Here is a 17,814-nt window from a genome sequence, read left to right on the forward strand (position 1 = left end):
CTCACAGTCGCCCCGCGCCTTGCCGCGCATGCGATAATCCGGGCCGGTGGCTCGCGGCCACCCGTACCATCTCCCCGGAGCGAGCTGAATGTCGATTGTCATCCGCGACGTGCGCGAGCACGAGCTGGATTCCGTCCTAGCCCTGAACAACAACGCCGGACTGGCGATCCTGCCGCTGGATTCGGCCAGGCTGCACCGTTTCCATGAGCAGGCCGAGTATTTTCGCGTCGCCGAGCGCGACGGCAACCTGGCTGGCTTCCTGGTCGGTTTCGGGGCCGATTCCGACCACGACAGCAGCAATTTCGCCTGGTTCCGCGAACGCTATCCGAAGTTCTTCTACATCGACCGCATCGTGGTGGCCAGCCGCCGCCGCGGCGGTGGCGTTGGCCGTGCGTTCTATGCCGACGTGCAGAGTTACGCCGAGTTGAGGTACCCGCAGCTGGCCTGCGAGGTATTCCTGGACCACGGCGCCGACCCGGCCCTGTTGTTCCATGGCAGCTTCGGTTTCAAGGAAGTCGGCCAGACCCAGATGCCCGATGCCGGCGTGCGCGCCAGCATGCTGATGAAGGAGCTGTGCAGCTATGCCTGGGTGCGCGAGACCTACGGCGATGCGCTGCCCGACCTGCCCTGGGCGCGTAGCCGCCTGATCGCGGCGGCGGCGGAAAGGTCCACCGGAACATGAGCGCGATCTCATGAGCATGACCTCGGCGAACCTGGATTACGAACAGGCCGGCGAACTCAAGATCGGCCAGGTCGGCATCGCCAACCTGCGCGTGCGCACCTTGGACGTGGCCCAGCTGTCGCGCGAAATGCGCGAGCGCGTCGACCGCGCGCCCAAACTGTTCGGACGCGCCCCGGTCATCATCGATTTCGGCGGGCTGGCGCAAATGCCCGACGTCGCCACCGCCAAGGCATTGTTGGAGGGATTGCGCGGAGCGGGCGTGCTGCCGGTCGGCCTTTCCTACGGCACGCGCGAAACCGAGCAGCTGGCCGAACAGCTGGGATTGCCGCTGCTGGCCAAGTTCCGCGCGCAATACGAACCTGTCGGAGCCGCCGCATCCGCCGCGCCGCCTGCGCGCCGGGAAAGCGCCGAGGCCGCTCCAGCGAAAGCCGAGAAAGCGCCTGCCGCCAACACTACCAGTCCCGGGCTGGTGCAAAAAACGCCGGTGCGTTCCGGCCAGCAGCTGTACGCGGAAAACCGCGACCTCACCGTGCTCAGCACGGTCGGCGCGGGCGCCGAAGTCATTTCCGACGGTTCCATCCACATCTACGGCACCTTGCGCGGCCGCGCGCTGGCCGGAGCGCAGGGCAACACCGACGCGCGCATCTTCTGCCGCGAGTTCCATGCCGAACTCGTGGCGATCGCCGGCCACTACAAAGTGCTGGAAGACGTACCCAAGGAACTGCGCGGCAAACCCGTGCAAGTGTGGCTAGAAAAAGATCAACTCATGATTGCCGCCCAGTGACCTCGCTCCGCGCTCAGACGCAGACCGACCCGCTGAACAAGCATTCCCCCGAACGTACAAGCAGGAGATACACCATTGGCTGAAATTATCGTTGTCACTTCCGGCAAGGGCGGCGTTGGCAAGACCACCACCAGCGCCAGTATCGCCTGCGGTCTGGCGCGTCGCGGCAAGAAGGTCGCGGTCATCGACTTCGACGTCGGCCTGCGCAACCTTGACCTGATCATGGGCTGCGAGCGTCGCGTGGTGTACGACTTCGTCAACGTCACCCATGGCGAAGCCACGCTGAAGCAGGCGCTGATCAAGGACAAGCGCTTCGATACGCTGTTCATCCTCGCCGCCTCGCAGACCCGCGACAAGGACGCGCTGACCAAGGAAGGCGTGGAAAAAGTATTGAAGGATCTGGAAGCCGACGGCTTCGACTACGTGGTCTGCGATTCGCCGGCCGGCATCGAGAAAGGCGCCTACCTGGCCATGTATTTCGCCGATACGGCGGTGGTCGTGGTGAACCCCGAAGTCTCCAGCGTGCGCGACTCCGACCGCATCCTGGGCCTGCTGGATTCCAAGACCCGCAAGGCCGAAAACGGCGAAACGCTCAAGCCCTATCTGCTGCTGACCCGCTACAGCCCCTCGCGCGTGGAAGGCGGCGAGATGCTGAGCATCAAGGACGTCGAGGAAGTGCTGGGTCTGAAGACGATCGGCGTGATCCCCGAATCGGGCGATGTGCTCAACGCCTCCAACAAGGGCGAACCGGTCATCCTGGAACTGGAGTCCCAAGCCGGCCAGGCCTACGACGACGCCGTGGGCAGGCTGTTGGGCGAAGAACGTCCGCTGCGCTTCACCACCGTGGAGAAGAAGGGTTTCTTCAACAAGCTGTTCGGAGGTTGAGCATGGGACTGTTCGATTTCCTCAAGCCGAAGAAAGAAACCGCCTCGATCGCCAGGGACCGCCTGCGCATCATCGTGGCGCAGGAACGCACTACCCGAGGCGGGCCGGATTATTTGCCGATGCTGCAGCGCGAACTGCTGGAAGTGATCAAGAAGTACGTCAACGTGGATGCCGATGCGGTCAACGTGAAACTGATCAAAGAAGGCGAACACGACGTGCTGGATATCTCTGTGTCGTTGCAGGAAGGCAGCGCCTGAGTTCCTTGCGGTTGCGTCCCCTGGGCGCTCCCGCGTAGTCGACATGTCTTCCGCTATCGCCAGCGCCGCCCCTCTTCCCGAAGTGTTGCGGGTCGACGACCTGCCGCTGGAAGACCTCGTTGCCCTGCTCGCCGATCACGGACTGCGCTTGCGCCGCGTCGAGGATGGGCTCCCCATCCCCGGCAGCTTCTGGGGCGACCCCGAGGCCGGGGTGATCGGCAGCACCGTCTACGCGCGCGGCGACACGCCAGTGCATTCCCTGCTGCACGAAGCCTGCCACCTCATCGTGTTGCCGCCCGAACGCCGCGAGAGTGTGCATACCGACGCCAGCGATTCCGATATCGAGGAAGACGCCACCTGCTACCTGCAGATCGTGCTTGCCGACGATCTACCAGGCGTCGGAAGCGAAAGATTGATGGCCGACATGGATGCGTGGGGCTATTCGTTCCGTCTGGGATCGACAAAAGCGTGGTTCGAAAAGGACGCTGAGGATGCGCAGGCATGGTTGTCGCAACATGGCTTGCTGCCCGCTCAAACACGAGTCGACATCGCCGGGTCGGCGGGCGCGACGTAAAACCGGTTCGTCATCCCCGCGAAGGCGGAGACCCAGCGACTTTCGTTTTCCGCTTGGTACGAACGGCCGTATGGCAGCCGGCTGGAACATGTCGCTTAGCAGACCATTAAAGAGCAAGAGCAATGTCCCTGGATCCCCGCCTTCGCGGGGATGACGATTCATTTTTTTACGCAGACGACTTATCGCGGCCCTTGGATGACGCTTTGTCGGGCAGAATCACGCCATGCCTCCCTCGACGCACCCCCGCAAAAATATCTGGCAAGGCCTGGAGATCATTTCGCGTGGCGCCAACCGCTTGTGCGCCCGCGATCCCCGCGACCCTGCGTACTGCTTGAAGTTCGAACTGCCGTCCGCGGAACGCACACGAGTAGGCGCGCGACAAAGGGCGCGCCGCTGGCTGGCGCGTCATTTCTCCCGCCTGGGCGAGAACCAGACGGAGCTCAGCGCCTATCGCGAGCTGCGAGCGCGCCTGGGAGCTGGCACTGAAGGACGGCTTGCGGCCTGCCACGGCTTGGTCGACATGCCGCAGGGCACCGCATTGCGTTGCGATTGCGTGCTGCTCGAAGACGGCAGCCCCGCGCGCAGTCTTTACCATCATCTGTTCGTGGACCCTCGCTACCCAGCCTCAAGACTGTGCGCCGCGGTGGACGCCTTCGAAGCCTGGCTGCTGGACAACGACGTCCCTTTGTTCGACCTCAATGCCGGCAATTTCGTCGTCGTCCCGTGCGCCGATCGGGTCGAACTGATCTGCATCGACGCCAAGTCCGTAGTGAGCGGCAAGGAAATCCTGCCGTTTTCGCGCTGGTCCAGGCGCCTGATGCAGCGCAAGGTGGCGCGCCGCGCTCAGCGCCTGCGCGAGCGCATTCGCGCTGCGCTGCAGGACGGGGCGAACTTGCAGTAACTCCCCCGCTTCACTAGCCTTCCCGTTCCAGCGCCCGTCGCCGCCGCCAAGGACTTCCTGTGAAGCAACGCCACCTCCTGCTCGCGCTCGCCGTCGGCGCCAGCGCGATTTCGCTTTCCGCCTGCAAGAAAGAACCCGCCGAACCGGTCACGACCGCGGCGCCCGCCGCGGCCAAAGGAGAAACGGCCGACGAGTTCATCGCCCGGGTGAACGACGAATACCGCAAGTTCTATCCGGAGATCAACTCGGCGCAGTGGCTGTCTTCCACCTATATCAACGACGACAGCCAGATGCTGGCGGCCAAGGCCAACGAGCGCTATCTGACCCAGCTCAACGGCTGGATCGAACAGGCCAGGAAGTTCGAAGGCCAGAAGATGAGTCCGGACACCGCGCGCGCCATCCAGTTGCTGAAACTGATGACGGCCATGCCTGCGCCCAAGGATCCGGCCAAGCTCGCCGAGCTGACCCAGATCGCGACCAAGATGGAAGGCATGTACGGCTCCGGCAGTTATTGCACCGGGGAAGGCGCCGCCAAGCAGTGCCGGCAGCTGGGCGAACTGGAAGACGTGTTGCGCAGCAGCCGCGACTACGACAAGCAATTGGACGCTTGGCAGGGCTGGCACACCATCGCCCAACCGATGCGCAAGGACTACACGCGCTTCGCCGAACTGGTCAATGAAGGCGCCAAAGAAATGGGCTTCGCCGATACCGGCGAGATGTGGCGCAGCGGCTACGACATGACCCCGGTCGAAATCGCCGCCGAAACCGACCGCCTGTGGGGACAGGTCAAGCCGCTGTACGAACAGCTGCACTGCTACACGCGCACCAAGCTGGAAGCGCAATACGGCAACGACAAAGGCCAGGTCAACGGCCTGCTGCCCGCGCACCTGTTGGGCAATATGTGGCAGCAGGACTGGGGCAATCTGTGGGACATGCTGGAGCCCTACAAGGGCGTCGGCAACCTGGACATCACCAGTGCGCTGGAGAAGGAATACCAGGCCGACTACGCGCGCGAACTGGCCAAGGCCGGCGCCGCTCCGAGCACCGAAAAGCTGTTCGCCGCCGAACGCGCCGCGCAACTGGACGTGGCCAAGCAGATGACCGAACGGGCCCAAGACTTCTATACCTCGCTCGGCATGCCCAAGCTGCCTGAGAGTTACTGGAGCAAGACCCAGTTCATCAAGCCGCTCGACCGCGACGTGGTTTGCCATGCCAGCGCCTGGGACATGAACATGGCCGGCGACGTGCGCACCAAGATGTGCATCAAGCCCAACGAGGAAGACTTCACCACCATCTACCACGAACTCGGCCACATTTATTACGACTTGGCCTACAACAAACAGCCGCCGCTATTCCAGGGCGGCGCCAACGACGGCTTCCATGAAGCCATCGGCGACACCATGGTGCTGGCGATGACGCCCAAGTACCTCAACTCGATCGGCATGGTGGGCACGCCGCAGCAGGGCAACGAGGCGTTGATCAATTCGCAGATGCGCATGGCATTGGCGAAAGTGTCGTTCCTGCCGTTCGGCCTGATGATCGATCGCTGGCGCTGGGGCGTGTTCGACGGTTCCATCAAGCCCGACCATTACAACCAGGCCTGGTGGGAACTGAAGGCCAAGTACCAGGGCGTAGGCCCGGCGACGCCGCGCGGCGAGGATTTCTTCGATCCGGGCGCCAAGTACCACGTGCCGGGCAATACCCCGTACACCCGTTATTTCCTCTCGCATATCCTGCAGTTCCAGTTCTACAAGGGCCTGTGCGACGCGTCGGGCTACAAGGGTCCGCTGTACGACTGCACCTTCTACGGCAACAAGGTGGCTGGACAGAAGTTCTGGGCGATGCTGGAAAAGGGCTCCAGCCAGCCATGGCAGGCCACACTGAAGGAGCTGACCGGCAGCGACAAGGCCGATGCCGGCGCGGTGCTGGAATATTTCGGACCGCTGCAAACCTGGCTGAAGCAGCAGAACGAGGGCAAGACCTGCGGTTGGCCGGCGCCGGCTGCCGCATCGGCCGCGCCAAAGCCGTCCGCCGGACAACAGGGCTGAGTTTTTAGCGAATGCACGAGAACGAAGGCCGGCGCTAGCCGGCCTTCTTGTTGCAGATTGCAGCTGCTTAGTTTTGGTTGGGGCCTACTGGTATATTCCGCCATGAATATTCCTGCAGAAAGAAGCCTGTTCATGAAGTCGAATCTCCGGCCGGCCGTCGTCGCAGGCGTGCTGTGCTCCCTCATCACCTTCGGCCTGCACTCTGCCATTGCGGCTACCAGCGTGCCGAGCGAGCCAAACAAGGTTACTGCCGCCAGCTTGCCGCTCCACTGGCGTAGCGAGGGGTTTCCCTCGAATCAGGTTTCGCGCCTGAGCTATCGGGAAATCGCGGCCGAACGCATCCTGAAAGTGCAACAGTACAATGCCACTCGCCAAATGAAACCGGCGCAAAGCGGCATCGCCCGAGCCGCCCTTGACGAGGGCGCGATCAGCACGCTGCCGCCATTGCGTTGGATCAAGTCTAGGGATGGCGGATATGTAGCACGCATCGAAGTCATGTCTCCAGTCGCACTGGGCTTGCGCGTGGGTTTGCAGGTGAGTGCGCTGAGTCCGCAAGCGGAACTGCGTTTCGGCGGCTCTTCCAATCCCTACCAGGTGATAGCGATGATGACCGGCAGCAACGTCTTGCAGTTGGTCGATTCCCGCGGAATCTTCTGGACGCCGGATACCGATGGTGAAAAACAATTCATCGAGATCTACCTGCCTGCCGGTGTTTCGCGCACCAGCGTACGCTTGCAGACCCCGCTGCTTTCGCATCTGCTCGTCAACAGCCTAAACGACGCCAAGATCATCGAGAAAGCCGGATTCGGCGAGTCCGGCGCCTGCAATGTGAACACGGTCTGCCGCGTGGCGGAGTTCGGCGCCAACTACGTCAGCGCAAAAAACGCCGTGGCGCACATGAGCTTCACCTATCCCAATGGTGCTTCGTTCATCTGCAGCGGGACGCTGCTGGCCGATACGAATACGCAGACGCAAGTCCCTTATTTCTATACTGCGCACCACTGCTTCGCTGGAGGAGAAGGTGGCGTTCCAGTCACTGCGTACCCGTCCGGTTTCCAGGCTGTGGCCAATACGCTGACCACCTACTGGAAATACGAGACCACTGCCTGCACCACCAGCGTGAACCCAGGCCGACAAACGCTTGCCGGCGGCTCCGATTATCTTTACTCCGACCCCAACACCGATGGCATGTTGCTTAGGCTGAAGGCCACTCCGCCAGCCGGCTCGGAATTCGCCGGCTGGGATTACGCCCTGCTTCCTACCTCAAGCAGTATCATCGGCATCCATCACCCAAGTGGCGACGTCAAGAAAGTCTCGTCGGGCCAGCAGTTGTCGCGTGATGCGGATCAGAACGAAGTCGCCTGGCTCAGCGGCACCACCGAGGGCGGGAGCAGTGGTTCGGGCCTGTTCACCGCCGATGCCACCGGCTACCACCTGCGTGGCGGTTTGCTCGGAGGAAGCGCGTCCTGCGCCAATACCGGCTCGCTCGAGAACGCAGGCAACCGTGACTATTACTCCCGATTCGATTTGGTTTTCCCGCATATAGCAAGCTACCTCGCCCCTGTTCCAGGCCCCCTGTTGCGCGCCAACGGCTCGCAACCGCTGATACCGCCGCGTGCGGGCGCTGCGTCCGCGGTGACGTCTTCGCCCGCACCGGCCAAAACGGCACGTCCGCCGACCCGAAATTCGCTCATTCGCGTCTGGCGTGTGGGGCCACTCGAACCCTGATAGCCGAAGCAGCGGATCGCATGCAAAGAACAAACCGGCATTGCCGGCTTGTTTTTATTCGAGAGGCAAGCGGCTATCCCGCTACTTCGGTGCCGACTTGTTCGCCATATCCTTTTCCAGTTGTTCCTGGAACTGCTCGAAAGTAATCCCCTGCGCCGCGACCTCGCTGTTGGCCGCCTCCTTCAACGCATCCGAATATTTCAGGCGCACCGGTGTGCCCTTGCTTTCATGCAACATCGCGGCGCGCTTGATCATCGCCAGCACCTGCGCCGCGCTTTCCGAGCCACCGGCGATCTGCCCGCCCATGCCCAACACCCATTCGCCGTCGCGGCGCACTATGCCGGCCAGCAGTCGCCCTTCCTGGTCGCGCAGCTCGGCGTGCGGCTCGATCGGAGTCGCGGTCGGCTTGCCGCCGATGCGCGCCTTGGCGGTGTTGCGCTTCTTCGCCTCGCGCCTGACTTTGGAGTTGATTGACATGGATTCGCTTGCGGGGAATGAGTGGGAATACGGCGGCGGCGAGTGCTGCGGACGGCATGTCAAAGCTGGTTGGGAGGCTCTACCGCGACGATCTCCTGCGGGCACGCCGGCAGCCGCTTGCAGACATTGCGCTCCCAACGCCAGAAGATCCAGCCGAGCAAGGTCAACGAGGCACTGCCCAGCGCCAGGTGGAAGGGGTTGTGGCTGAGCCAGGGCGACATCGCGCCGGACACCAGGGCCGCCACCACCAGGCTGGTGAAGGCCTGCAGAGAGGAAGAAGAGCCGCGGTGGCGCGGGTACATGTCGAGGATGGCCAGGGTCAGGATGGGGAACACCAGCGCCACGCCCACCCCGGTCAGAAACAGCGGCAGCACCGCCCACGGGATGGTGAACGGATCGGCGAAAGCGCTGTAGGCGATGTGCAACAGCGCGCCGATGCCGCCCACAGCGAAACCGATCGCGGTCAGCCGGTCGCCATCCATGCGTCCGGCGGCGCGGCCGGACAGGTAGGAACCCACCACCATGCCGCCGATGGTCGGGATGAACAGCCAGGCGAAATCGCGTTCGCCCAGGTGCAGATGCTGCATCACGAACACCGGCGCCGAGGCGATGTACAGGAACATGCCGGCGAAGTTGAACGCGCCGGCCGCGGCCAGCCGCTGGAAACGCGGATTAAGGAAGATCGCCGCGTAGTCGCGCACCAGATGACGCGCGACGAAGGGCGCGCGCGCGGAAGCGGGATTGGTTTCCGGGAACCAGAACCAGGTGGCCAGCAGGAGCACCGCCGAAAACGCGGTCAGGAACCAGAAGATCACCGGCCACTGCCCCCAACCCAGTATCCAGCCTCCGACGATGGGCGCAATCGCTGGTGCGATGCCGAACAGCATCGATACCTGACTCATCAACCGTTGCGCATCGTCGCCGTGGAAGAGATCGCGGATCGCGGCGCGTCCCACGATTTGCCCCGCACCCGCGGACAGGCCCTGCATGGCGCGGAACATCAGCAACGTCGGCAGGTCCTTGGCCAATGCGCAGCCGACCGAGGCCAGGGTGAAGACCACCATTCCCCCGACGATCACCGAGCGCCTGCCGATCGCATCGGATAGCGGCCCATGCACGATGCTCATGGCCGCATAGGCGATCAGGTAGACGCTGATGGTCTGCTGGATCGCCAGCGGCCCCGCATCGAGCTGCGCGCCCATCTGCAGGAATGCGGGAAAGATGGTGTCGATGCAGAACGGGCCGAGCATGGACAGGCCGGCGAGCAGCCAGGTGAGGCGGCGGGTTGAAACGCTGGATTTCACTGCGGAACCTTTGTCGCGGACGCCGGCCGTTGAAGTGTCGATGGCGGCGAAGGCGTGTCGATCGATTCGATCCTGGATATCGACTCGATCGGCACTATTTCCACCTGGTTCGATGCGGGCGTCCATAGGAAGACGAACGCACTGGTGGTTCCCAGCAATGTTGTCTCCGCCGACAGGGTTTCGCCGGTGGAAAGGCGAACCCTCACAAGGTGGCCCTTATCCTTGCCCTTCAGGATCGCGGCCGCCGAAGTCGCGCTATGCGAATACACCAGATGGACCGCCAGCAGCAGGAAGCCCCCCAGCAGCATGGTGTCGCTGCGAACGCCCCAGAAACTGAGCCAGCTCCGACTATCCGGAAAGAAGAACTTCCCCCACCAGTACTTGCGCCTGTATTCGGCGGCACGTTCGACATTGCGCTCCGTCCACCGCATCGGCCATGCGCTCAACCACAGTCCTAGCAGGCTTATTCCCAGGAGCAGGAAGAGCCCAGGGCGACGCAATCCGGCAACGAAGAAATCGCTGCTCTGCAAATACTGGAGGATCGGAATGTTGAACCCGCGGAAGAACCAATAGCTCGACCACAGGCCGAGGATCGAGACGAAAACGTAGGCGATGGTCACGAACAGCACCGGTTCGCGCTTGAGTACCTCCAGTAAACGCACGACGATCGAAGATCCAGATGCGGCAGGGGCCTCCGCCGCTGCTGTCGTCGCGTTCGGCGCCTCGACAAGGTCAATGTGGGGCGTATGGCGGGGCTCGACCGGCTGGGTCATGTCGTGTCGCTATGGTTTCGGCTGTTCATTTTAAGCCAATCCCCTGCATCTGGCCGGATTTGCGCCCTCTCCGTGCCTATCTCGCTGAGTCAAAGGCTATAATTCCCTCGCAGTACGCAGTGGGAGAAGCGGACCGGCCTGGAACCGGCAGGGTCCGCTGCCGAAGGCGCAACGCCCGTAATCGCTCAGGCCAGTGACCGCCGCGTGCACACACTCTGGAGAGATCGGCAGAATGCCGGCGCCGAAGGGGCAAGAAGCAGGACGGAAAACGGCAGTCGCCGTCGTCGCTTCCAAACTCTCAGGCAGAAGGACAGAGGGGCGCCCCACGTGCGGCTTCGCGCGTGCCTTATGGACGTCCCCGACATGTCAAAGACCCCCTCGCCTTCCCTGCGCGACCTTGAGCACCATTCCGCTTTCGTAGAACGCCACATTGGCCCCAACGACACCGAGATCGCGCACATGCTGCAGGTCATCGGCCATGAGTCGCTGGACGGCATGACCGACGCCATCGTGCCGGGCAACATCAAATCGCCCGCGCCGCTCGCCCTGCCCGAGGCGATCACCGAAGTCGAGGCGCTGGCCAAGATCCGCCTCATCGCCGACCGCAACGAAGTTTTCCGCAGCTTCATCGGCCAAGGTTATTACGGCACGCACACGCCGAACGTCATCCTGCGCAACATCCTGGAGAACCCGGCCTGGTACACGGCCTACACGCCGTATCAGGCGGAAATCTCGCAAGGACGCATGGAAGCGCTGATCAACTTCCAGACCCTGGTCGCCGACCTTACCGGCATGGAAATCGCCAACGCCTCGCTGCTGGACGAAGCCACCGCCGCCGCCGAAGCGATGACGCTGGCCAAGCGTTCGGCCAAATCGAAATCGAACGTGTTCTTCGTCTCCAACAACGTGCACCCGCAGACGCTGGAAGTCCTGCGCACGCGCGCCGAACCGATGGGCATCGAACTGCATGTCGGCGACGACAGCGAAGCGCTCACGCTCGACAGCTACGGCGTGCTGCTGCAATACCCGGACACTTTCGGACGCATCGGTGACCACCAGGCGCTGGCCGAGGCCGTGCATGCGCGCAACGGCATCGTCGCCGTCGCCGCCGACCTGCTGGCGCTGACCCTGGTCAAGTCGCCCGGCGAATGGGGCGCCGACATCGTGGTCGGCAACAGCCAGCGTTTCGGCGTGCCCTACGGTTTCGGCGGCCCGCATGCCGCCTTCATGGCCTGCCGCGACGCCTACAAGCGCTCCATGCCTGGCCGCCTGATCGGCGTGTCGGTGGATGCCGAAGGCAAGCCCGCCTACCGCCTCACCCTGCAGACCCGCGAGCAGCACATCCGCCGCGAGAAGGCCACTTCCAACATCTGCACCGCGCAGGTATTGCTCGCCGTGATGGCCAGCATGTACGCGGTCTACCACGGCCCGGAAGGCCTGACCCGCATCGCCCGTCGCACGCACCGGCTGGCGACGCTGCTGGCTGCCGCGCTGCGCGATGCCGGCATCGAGGTAGGCGACGGTTTCTTCGACACCCTGCACGTCACCGGCGTGGACGCGGCTGCGCTGCACGCCAAAGCCGACGCGGCGCGCATCAACCTGCGTGGTATCGATGCGCGCAGCGTCGGCATCAGCCTGGACGAAACCAGCACGCGCGAGGACGTCGTCGCACTGGCGCAACTGTTCGGCGCCGCCATTACCGATATCGACGCGCTGGATGCGAAGAGCCGGGAGGCCCTGCCCGCTTCGTTGCTGCGCACCAGCTCCTTCCTGACCCACCCCGTATTCAACACCCACCACAGCGAACACGAAATGCTGCGCTACATGCGTTCGCTGGCCGACAAGGACCTGGCCATGGATCGCACCATGATCCCGCTGGGTTCCTGCACCATGAAGCTCAACGCCACCGCGGAAATGATCCCGGTCACCTGGCCGGAGTTCGGCGGTATCCATCCGCTCGCGCCGGCTACGCAGACCACCGGCTATAAGCAGCTGATCGACGAACTGGAAGCCATGTTGGTGGAATGCACCGGCTACGACGCGGTCAGCCTGCAGCCCAACTCCGGCGCGCAGGGCGAATACGCCGGCCTGCTGGCGATCCGCGCCTATCACCGTTCGCGCAACGAAGGCCATCGCGACATCTGCCTGATCCCCGAGTCCGCGCACGGCACCAACCCCGCCTCTGCGCAGATGTGCGGCATGCAGGTGGTGGTGACCAAGTGCGACGCCAACGGCAATGTCGACGTCGAAGACATCCGCAAGCAGGCGGAGAAATATTCCGGCCGCCTAGCCGCGCTGATGATCACCTACCCCTCCACGCACGGCGTGTTCGAGGAGGACATCGTCGCCATCTGCGAAATCGTGCACGCGCACGGCGGCCAGGTGTACACCGACGGCGCCAACATGAACGCGCTGGTCGGCGTGGCCAAGCCCGGCAAGTGGGGTTCGGACGTCTCTCATCTCAACCTGCACAAGACCTTCTGCATTCCGCACGGCGGCGGCGGGCCGGGCGTTGGCCCGTGCGCGGTGAAGTCGCATCTGGCCCCGTTCCTGCCACGAGAATTAGCCCTTCCCCCGCTTGCGGGGGAAGGTGCCCGCAGGGCGGATGGGGGCGCTCTTCGCAATGAAGTCGGCATGGTCTCCGCCGCGAGCTTCGGCAGCGCCTCGATCCTGCCGATCTCATGGATGTACATCACCCTGATGGGCACGGCCGGCCTGCGCAAGGCCACCCAGGTCGCGTTGCTCAACGCCAACTACATCGCCCGCAAGCTCGCGCCGCATTACCAGACGCTGTACACCGGCCGCAACGGGCTGGTGGCGCACGAGTGCATCCTGGACTTGCGCCCGCTGAAGGACGCCACCGGCATCGGCGCCGAGGACGTGGCCAAGCGTCTGATCGATTTCGGCTTCCATGCGCCCACGTTGAGCTTCCCGGTCGCCGGCACGCTGATGGTGGAACCGACCGAAAGCGAATCGCAGCACGAACTCGACCGTTTCATCGACGCCATGATCGCGATCCGCGACGAGATTCGCGCCGTGGAAGACGGCCGCCTGGACCGCGAGGACAATCCGCTCAAGCACGCGCCGCATACGGCGACCATGGTCATGGCCAGCGAATGGACGCATGCGTATCCGCGCGAACTGGCCGCCTTCCCGTTGGCTACGCTGAAGCTGCAGAAGTACTGGTCGCCGGTCGCGCGCGTGGACAACGTGCATGGCGATAAGAACGTGTTCTGCAGCTGCATCCCGATCAACGATTTCGCCGGCGAGATCGAGGCCTTCAGCGAACCGGACGTGATGTAGGATCATTCTTTCGCGCAGTGAAAAAGGACCCCGCAGCGCGGGGTCTTTTTTGCCGCTGATTTTTGCCGTTGATTCTCGCTGTTGTTTGCCTCCTCCCTTGCGCGCAGCGCAGGGGAGGATTGAGGAGGGGTGCTCTTGATTTTGATCTTGCCTTCCCCCAATCGGCATGCAACTCAATTCCAATGCGAACAGTAGCCCTCCCCTGCCCGCGCGCAAGAGAGGGGTCAGCATCCAGCGACTTGATGATCTACCGGCTTGGTCAGGAAGTGTTGGCCCCATGCCGGCCGCACCGTGATCGCAGGCGGAAACCACGCCGCTGATTTACGATGCCACCCAACGCAAGGATCGAGTCGAACCCATGAGCCGGGACCTAGACGAACTGCAAGCCGCCCAACGCGCGTTCGCGCAGGAACGGGATTGGGGACAGTTCCACACGCCGAAGAACCTGGCCTCCGCCCTTGCCGTGGAAGCGGCCGAGTTGCTCGAGCATTTCCAGTGGCTCACCGAAGAGCAAAGCCGCACCTTGCCGGACGACAAGCGCGTGCAGGTCGGCGAGGAGATCGCCGATGTACTGCTCTACCTGTTGCAGCTGTCGGACAAGCTGCAGATCGATGTGATGGAAGCGGCCTGGCGCAAGATCGGACTCAACGCGGAGAAATATCCGGTCGACCGTTCGAAGGGAAGCATCAGGAAATACAGCGATATTTAGCGTCGGGGGGCGAGCGGCAGCCACCGCCCCGCGCCTACGGCCGGATCTTGAAACCCGGGTTTTCGTTGATGGTGCCGTCGGCTTCCAGCACCGCGAAACGCACGCCGTCGCGGTGGAACACGATCGGGATCGGCGCCATGAACATGGGGCGGCGCACGAAGCGCAATCTCCAATGGAATTGCTCCATCGTGTGCAGCGTCTCGAGTTGTTGCGGCGTCAACCCTGCCTTCAACTCGGATGTATCTTCCTGGATGATCGAACTGCGCCGCTCGCGTTCGGACATGGTGGGCTCCGTTGTACGACCGCACGATTGTGCCCAAGGTTTTTCCCGGATCGCGTGAAAAGGAAGCATTGCGGATGCGGATAGCGGCAAAATGCGCACGGCATCACAGGCTGGCGCGGCGCGGGTGGCGGGCTATCGCGATGTGCGCACTGCGAGACACCGCAAGACGATGGGTGCGTGCATAGCCCGTTCACCTGGCCGTACACCGGACGTTAAGCGCGTCGACGTCGTTCGCGCGCAATGCGGAGCCGGTCGTCCGTCAGCGACTCGCCGACGAAATCCACCCGGCTCGGGAGTTGGAGCCTCCACAGGGCGCCTTTACGGGGTTTTCTGGCCTATTGGCCCGGATCAAGGGGGTCCCCGGCTGAAGGCGGCGATACCGCCGGTCTCCTGCCCGCCTTGCGTCGCAACAAACAGCGTATGGTGGGGAAATGATGCATCAGTTCCTCACCGCCAACCGGGCCGAGTTGATCGCGCGCTGCCGGGCCAAAGTCGCGCTACGCGCGCCGCCAGGCGTGCCGGAGGAAGAACTGGCGCACGGCGTAAGCATCTTCCTGGACCAGCTGATCAAGACCCTGATCGTCGAGCAGACCGCCAGTCCGCTGCAGAGCCGCCGCGTCTCCGGCCCTTCGGGCGGCGGCAGACCGGCGCTCTCGGAAATCGGCGAATCGGCGACCCTGCACGGCAAGGAATTGCAGGAGCACGGGTTCACCGTCGAAGAAGTGGTGCACGACTACGGCGATCTGTGCCAATCCATCTCCGACCTGGCCGTGGAAACCGACGCGCCCATCGGCGTGGACGAGTTCCGCACCCTCAACCGCTGCCTGGACAACGCCATCGCCAGTGCGGTGACCGAATTCGGTTACCAGCGCGACTTCAACGTCGCCGACAGGCAGACCGTGGCGCTGAACGAACGCCTGGGCTTCTTCGCCCATGAGCTGCGCAACCAATTGTGCACGGCCACGCTGGCGCTTTCCATCATCAAACAGGGCAACGTAGGCCTGGGCGGCGCCACCGGCGGCGTGCTCGACCGCGCGCTGGTGGGCCTGAGCAATCTCATCGATCGTTCGCTGGCCGAAGTACGCATGACCGCGGGCATGCCGTTACAGCATCAGCTGTACTCGCTGGCCGACTTCATCGCCGAGATCAAACTCTCCGCTTCGCTGGAAGCGGATGTGAAGGATTGCGTGTTGGTCGTATCGGACGTGGACCCGCTATTGGCCGTGGACGTGGATCGCGACCTGTTGCTGTCGGCGGTAGGCAATCTGCTGCAGAACGCGTTCAAGTTCACCCATCTACACACCGAGGTGACCCTGAACGCCTACGCCCTGGCCGACCGCATCCTGATCGATGTGCTGGACCATTGCGGCGGCTTGTCGCCGGGCAGCGCCGAAAACATGTTCGTGCCCTTCGTGCAGGAAGGCGAAGACCGCAGCGGCCTGGGCCTTGGGCTGTCGATCGCGCGCCGCAGCGTGGAAGCGAACGGTGGCGTGCTGAGCGTGCGCAATCTGGCTGGCTCGGGCTGCGTGTTCACCATCGACCTGCCGCGGCATTCGCTGGTCGAAGGCGCTCCTCCGCTGCCACAGGCTGCGTGACCCGCTCCGCCCCTCGCCGCTATGGCAGCGGCGAGGGGCAGACGCTATTCAATGCACCAGAGTCTGGATCGCATGCGCGGGGATCTTCACCTGCGCCGAGTCCGAACCCACGTAGTAGTTGTACGCGATCTCCTTGTCGGTCGGATTCATGACCACCGTCGCCAGCTTGTTGTCCTCATTGAGGAAGGACGTGGCCAGCAGCGTGCTGCGGCTGCTGGCCGCGCCGACGCGCCGCGCGTTGGGGCGGATGAACTTGGAGAAATGGCCGATGTAGTAGTAGCTCGGCGTGTAGATCAGTTCGCCGGTATTGGTATCAGCGTGGATCGGCGCGAAGCACAGGTTGCCCACGTGGTTCGGGCCGCCGGTTTCGTCCAGCAGGATGTTCCAGTCGGTCCAGCCCACCGCGCCGTTGTTGAGGTCGTTGATCATGGCGCTGCCGTAGCGCTCGGCATTGGGCCAGTACTGATAACGCGAGGCGTCGAATTTCTCCACCGTCGCTTCGGTCAGCAGCAGCGGCTTATCCGGATAGGCTTCGGCCACGGCGGCGACATTACGGTACATCGGCTCGAAGCCGGCCCAGGTCTCGTACCAGTGGAAGCCCATGCCCCAGGCGTATTTCGCCGCCTCCGGATCGTCGAAGATCACCCGCGCGCGGTAGGCCATCATGTCGCGGTTGTGGTCCCAGACCACGATCTTCTTGTCGGCGTAGCCGGCCTTGTGCATGGCCGGGCCCAGGTGGTTCTTCAGGAAGTCGCGCTCTTCCTCGGCGGTGTACAGCATCGACTCCCAGGTCTGCGTGGCCATGGGTTCGTTCTGCACGGTGATGCCCCAGATCGGGATGCCTTCCTTCTCGTAGGCGGCGATGAACTTGGTGAAGTACTTGGCCCAGGCCTCGTTGTATTCCGGCAGCAGCGCTCCGCCCTTCAGCATGTTGTTGGTGGTCTTCATGAAGGCCGGCGCGCTCCACGGACTGGCGAACAGGGTCAGCTTGCCGCCCGCCGCGGCGATGGCCTGTTTGATCAGCGGGATGCGCGCCTTGCGGTCGTGATCGATGGAGAAAGTGGACAGCGTTTTGTCGCCTTCCTCGATGTAGGTATAGCTGGCGCTGCTGAAATCCGAACTGTGGATGGTGGTGCGCGCCAGGGAATAGCCGATGCCGTTCTCCTTGTCGTAATAGGCCTTGAGGAATTCGGCCTGGCGGGCGGAATCCAGTTTGGCGAACACTTCGGCGCTGGAATCGGTGATGGCGCCGCCGATGCCCAGCACCGACTGGTAGCGCTTGTCGGGATCGACGAAGATCGAATTCTCCACCTCGACCAGTTTGTGCCCGGGCTGCAGCGTGGCCGTGCCGCTCTTGCTGAGCCGCTGCTCCGAGCCCTGCGCGCTGGTGTAGATGGCGACGGTGTTGCCGTTGCTGGAGAATTTCTTCATGGGAGTTTCGGCGGCGTAACTGGAGGAATGAGCCATGAGCACGGCCAGCATTGCCGTTGCTGGCGGAGAAAGGAAATTCT

16 protein-coding genes and 1 riboswitch are annotated in these 17,814 nt (G+C 63.4%); of the genes, 11 read left to right on the top strand and 5 right to left on the bottom strand.

Features of this window, described 5'->3' with window-relative positions; all coding sequences use genetic code 11:
* Window positions 1-88: 88 nt before the first annotated feature.
* From J2W94_RS13345 to J2W94_RS13380, 8 genes are all read left to right on the top strand, one after another.
* A complete protein-coding gene (locus J2W94_RS13345) occupies window positions 89-682 on the top strand; it encodes a GNAT family N-acetyltransferase (protein WP_310094273.1) in 594 nt (197 codons plus the stop codon).
* A 16-nt stretch (window positions 683-698) separates the two neighbouring features.
* A complete protein-coding gene (gene minC / locus J2W94_RS13350) occupies window positions 699-1,466 on the top strand; it encodes a septum site-determining protein MinC (protein ID WP_310094879.1) in 768 nt (255 codons plus the stop codon).
* Between the two features lie 75 nt (window positions 1,467-1,541).
* Window positions 1,542-2,351: a septum site-determining protein MinD gene (gene minD / locus J2W94_RS13355; RefSeq protein WP_310094276.1), complete on the top strand. Its 810-nt coding sequence runs from the start codon at window positions 1,542-1,544 to the stop codon at window positions 2,349-2,351.
* Window positions 2,352-2,353: 2 nt separating this feature from the next.
* Complete coding sequence (minE, locus tag J2W94_RS13360; protein WP_310094278.1) at window positions 2,354-2,608, top strand: cell division topological specificity factor MinE; 255 nt, start codon at window positions 2,354-2,356, stop codon at window positions 2,606-2,608.
* A gap of 43 nt (window positions 2,609-2,651) precedes the next feature.
* Window positions 2,652-3,182 carry a hypothetical protein gene (locus J2W94_RS13365; protein WP_310094281.1) on the top strand — a complete coding sequence of 177 codons (531 nt, stop codon included), beginning with the start codon at window positions 2,652-2,654 and terminating at the stop codon, window positions 3,180-3,182.
* Window positions 3,183-3,405: 223 nt separating this feature from the next.
* Window positions 3,406-4,083, top strand: a complete 678-nt coding sequence (locus J2W94_RS13370) for a YrbL family protein (protein ID WP_310094284.1) — start codon at window positions 3,406-3,408, stop codon at window positions 4,081-4,083.
* Between the two features lie 59 nt (window positions 4,084-4,142).
* Window positions 4,143-6,131, top strand: a complete 1,989-nt coding sequence (locus J2W94_RS13375) for a M2 family metallopeptidase (RefSeq protein ID WP_310094287.1) — start codon at window positions 4,143-4,145, stop codon at window positions 6,129-6,131.
* A 132-nt stretch (window positions 6,132-6,263) separates the two neighbouring features.
* Window positions 6,264-7,859: a trypsin-like serine peptidase gene (locus J2W94_RS13380; protein ID WP_310094290.1), complete on the top strand. Its 1,596-nt coding sequence runs from the start codon at window positions 6,264-6,266 to the stop codon at window positions 7,857-7,859.
* Between the two features lie 81 nt (window positions 7,860-7,940).
* On the opposite strand, the gene J2W94_RS13385 is transcribed toward J2W94_RS13380, so the two are convergent.
* The 3 genes from J2W94_RS13385 to J2W94_RS13395 are packed head-to-tail and all read right to left on the bottom strand — an operon-like array spanning window position 7,941 to window position 10,413.
* Window positions 7,941-8,336, bottom strand: coding sequence for a hypothetical protein (locus J2W94_RS13385; RefSeq protein WP_310094293.1), 396 nt, complete (start codon window positions 8,334-8,336; stop codon window positions 7,941-7,943).
* A gap of 59 nt (window positions 8,337-8,395) precedes the next feature.
* Window positions 8,396-9,640, bottom strand: a complete 1,245-nt coding sequence (locus J2W94_RS13390; RefSeq protein ID WP_310094296.1) for a multidrug effflux MFS transporter — start codon at window positions 9,638-9,640, stop codon at window positions 8,396-8,398.
* Window positions 9,637-10,413, bottom strand: a complete 777-nt coding sequence (locus J2W94_RS13395; RefSeq protein ID WP_310094299.1) for a hypothetical protein — start codon at window positions 10,411-10,413, stop codon at window positions 9,637-9,639. Before J2W94_RS13395 ends, J2W94_RS13390 begins: the two co-directional genes overlap by 4 nt.
* 205 nt (window positions 10,414-10,618) lie before the next feature.
* A riboswitch (glycine riboswitch) is annotated at window positions 10,619-10,737 on the top strand.
* Between the two features lie 24 nt (window positions 10,738-10,761).
* On the opposite strand from J2W94_RS13395, the gene gcvP reads away from it, so the two are divergent.
* Window positions 10,762-13,716 (top strand): aminomethyl-transferring glycine dehydrogenase, encoded by a 2,955-nt coding sequence (gcvP, locus tag J2W94_RS13400; RefSeq protein ID WP_430540607.1) that lies wholly within the window; start codon window positions 10,762-10,764, stop codon window positions 13,714-13,716.
* A gap of 358 nt (window positions 13,717-14,074) precedes the next feature.
* The gene (locus J2W94_RS13405) at window positions 14,075-14,425 is read left to right on the top strand and encodes a nucleotide pyrophosphohydrolase (protein ID WP_310094305.1); all 351 of its coding nucleotides are present in this window, start codon (window positions 14,075-14,077) and stop codon (window positions 14,423-14,425) included.
* A 34-nt stretch (window positions 14,426-14,459) separates the two neighbouring features.
* Here the strand turns inward: J2W94_RS13405 and J2W94_RS13410 are convergent, their stop codons facing one another.
* On the bottom strand, window positions 14,460-14,708 hold the full coding sequence (locus J2W94_RS13410) for a hypothetical protein (RefSeq protein ID WP_310094308.1): 249 nt from the start codon (window positions 14,706-14,708) through the stop codon (window positions 14,460-14,462).
* 434 nt (window positions 14,709-15,142) lie between these two features.
* Between J2W94_RS13410 and J2W94_RS13415 the strand changes: the two genes are divergently transcribed.
* A complete protein-coding gene (locus J2W94_RS13415) occupies window positions 15,143-16,303 on the top strand; it encodes a sensor histidine kinase (RefSeq protein ID WP_310094311.1) in 1,161 nt (386 codons plus the stop codon).
* Window positions 16,304-16,351: 48 nt separating this feature from the next.
* On the opposite strand, the gene J2W94_RS13420 is transcribed toward J2W94_RS13415, so the two are convergent.
* Entirely contained in the window at window positions 16,352-17,734 is a 1,383-nt protein-coding gene (locus J2W94_RS13420; protein WP_430540608.1) for a glycoside hydrolase family 30 protein, read from the bottom strand.
* Window positions 17,735-17,814 lie beyond the last annotated feature (80 nt).

This window comes from Pseudoxanthomonas sacheonensis, from assembly GCF_031455975.1.
Lineage (GTDB): Bacteria > Pseudomonadota > Gammaproteobacteria > Xanthomonadales > Xanthomonadaceae > Pseudoxanthomonas_A > Pseudoxanthomonas_A sacheonensis_A.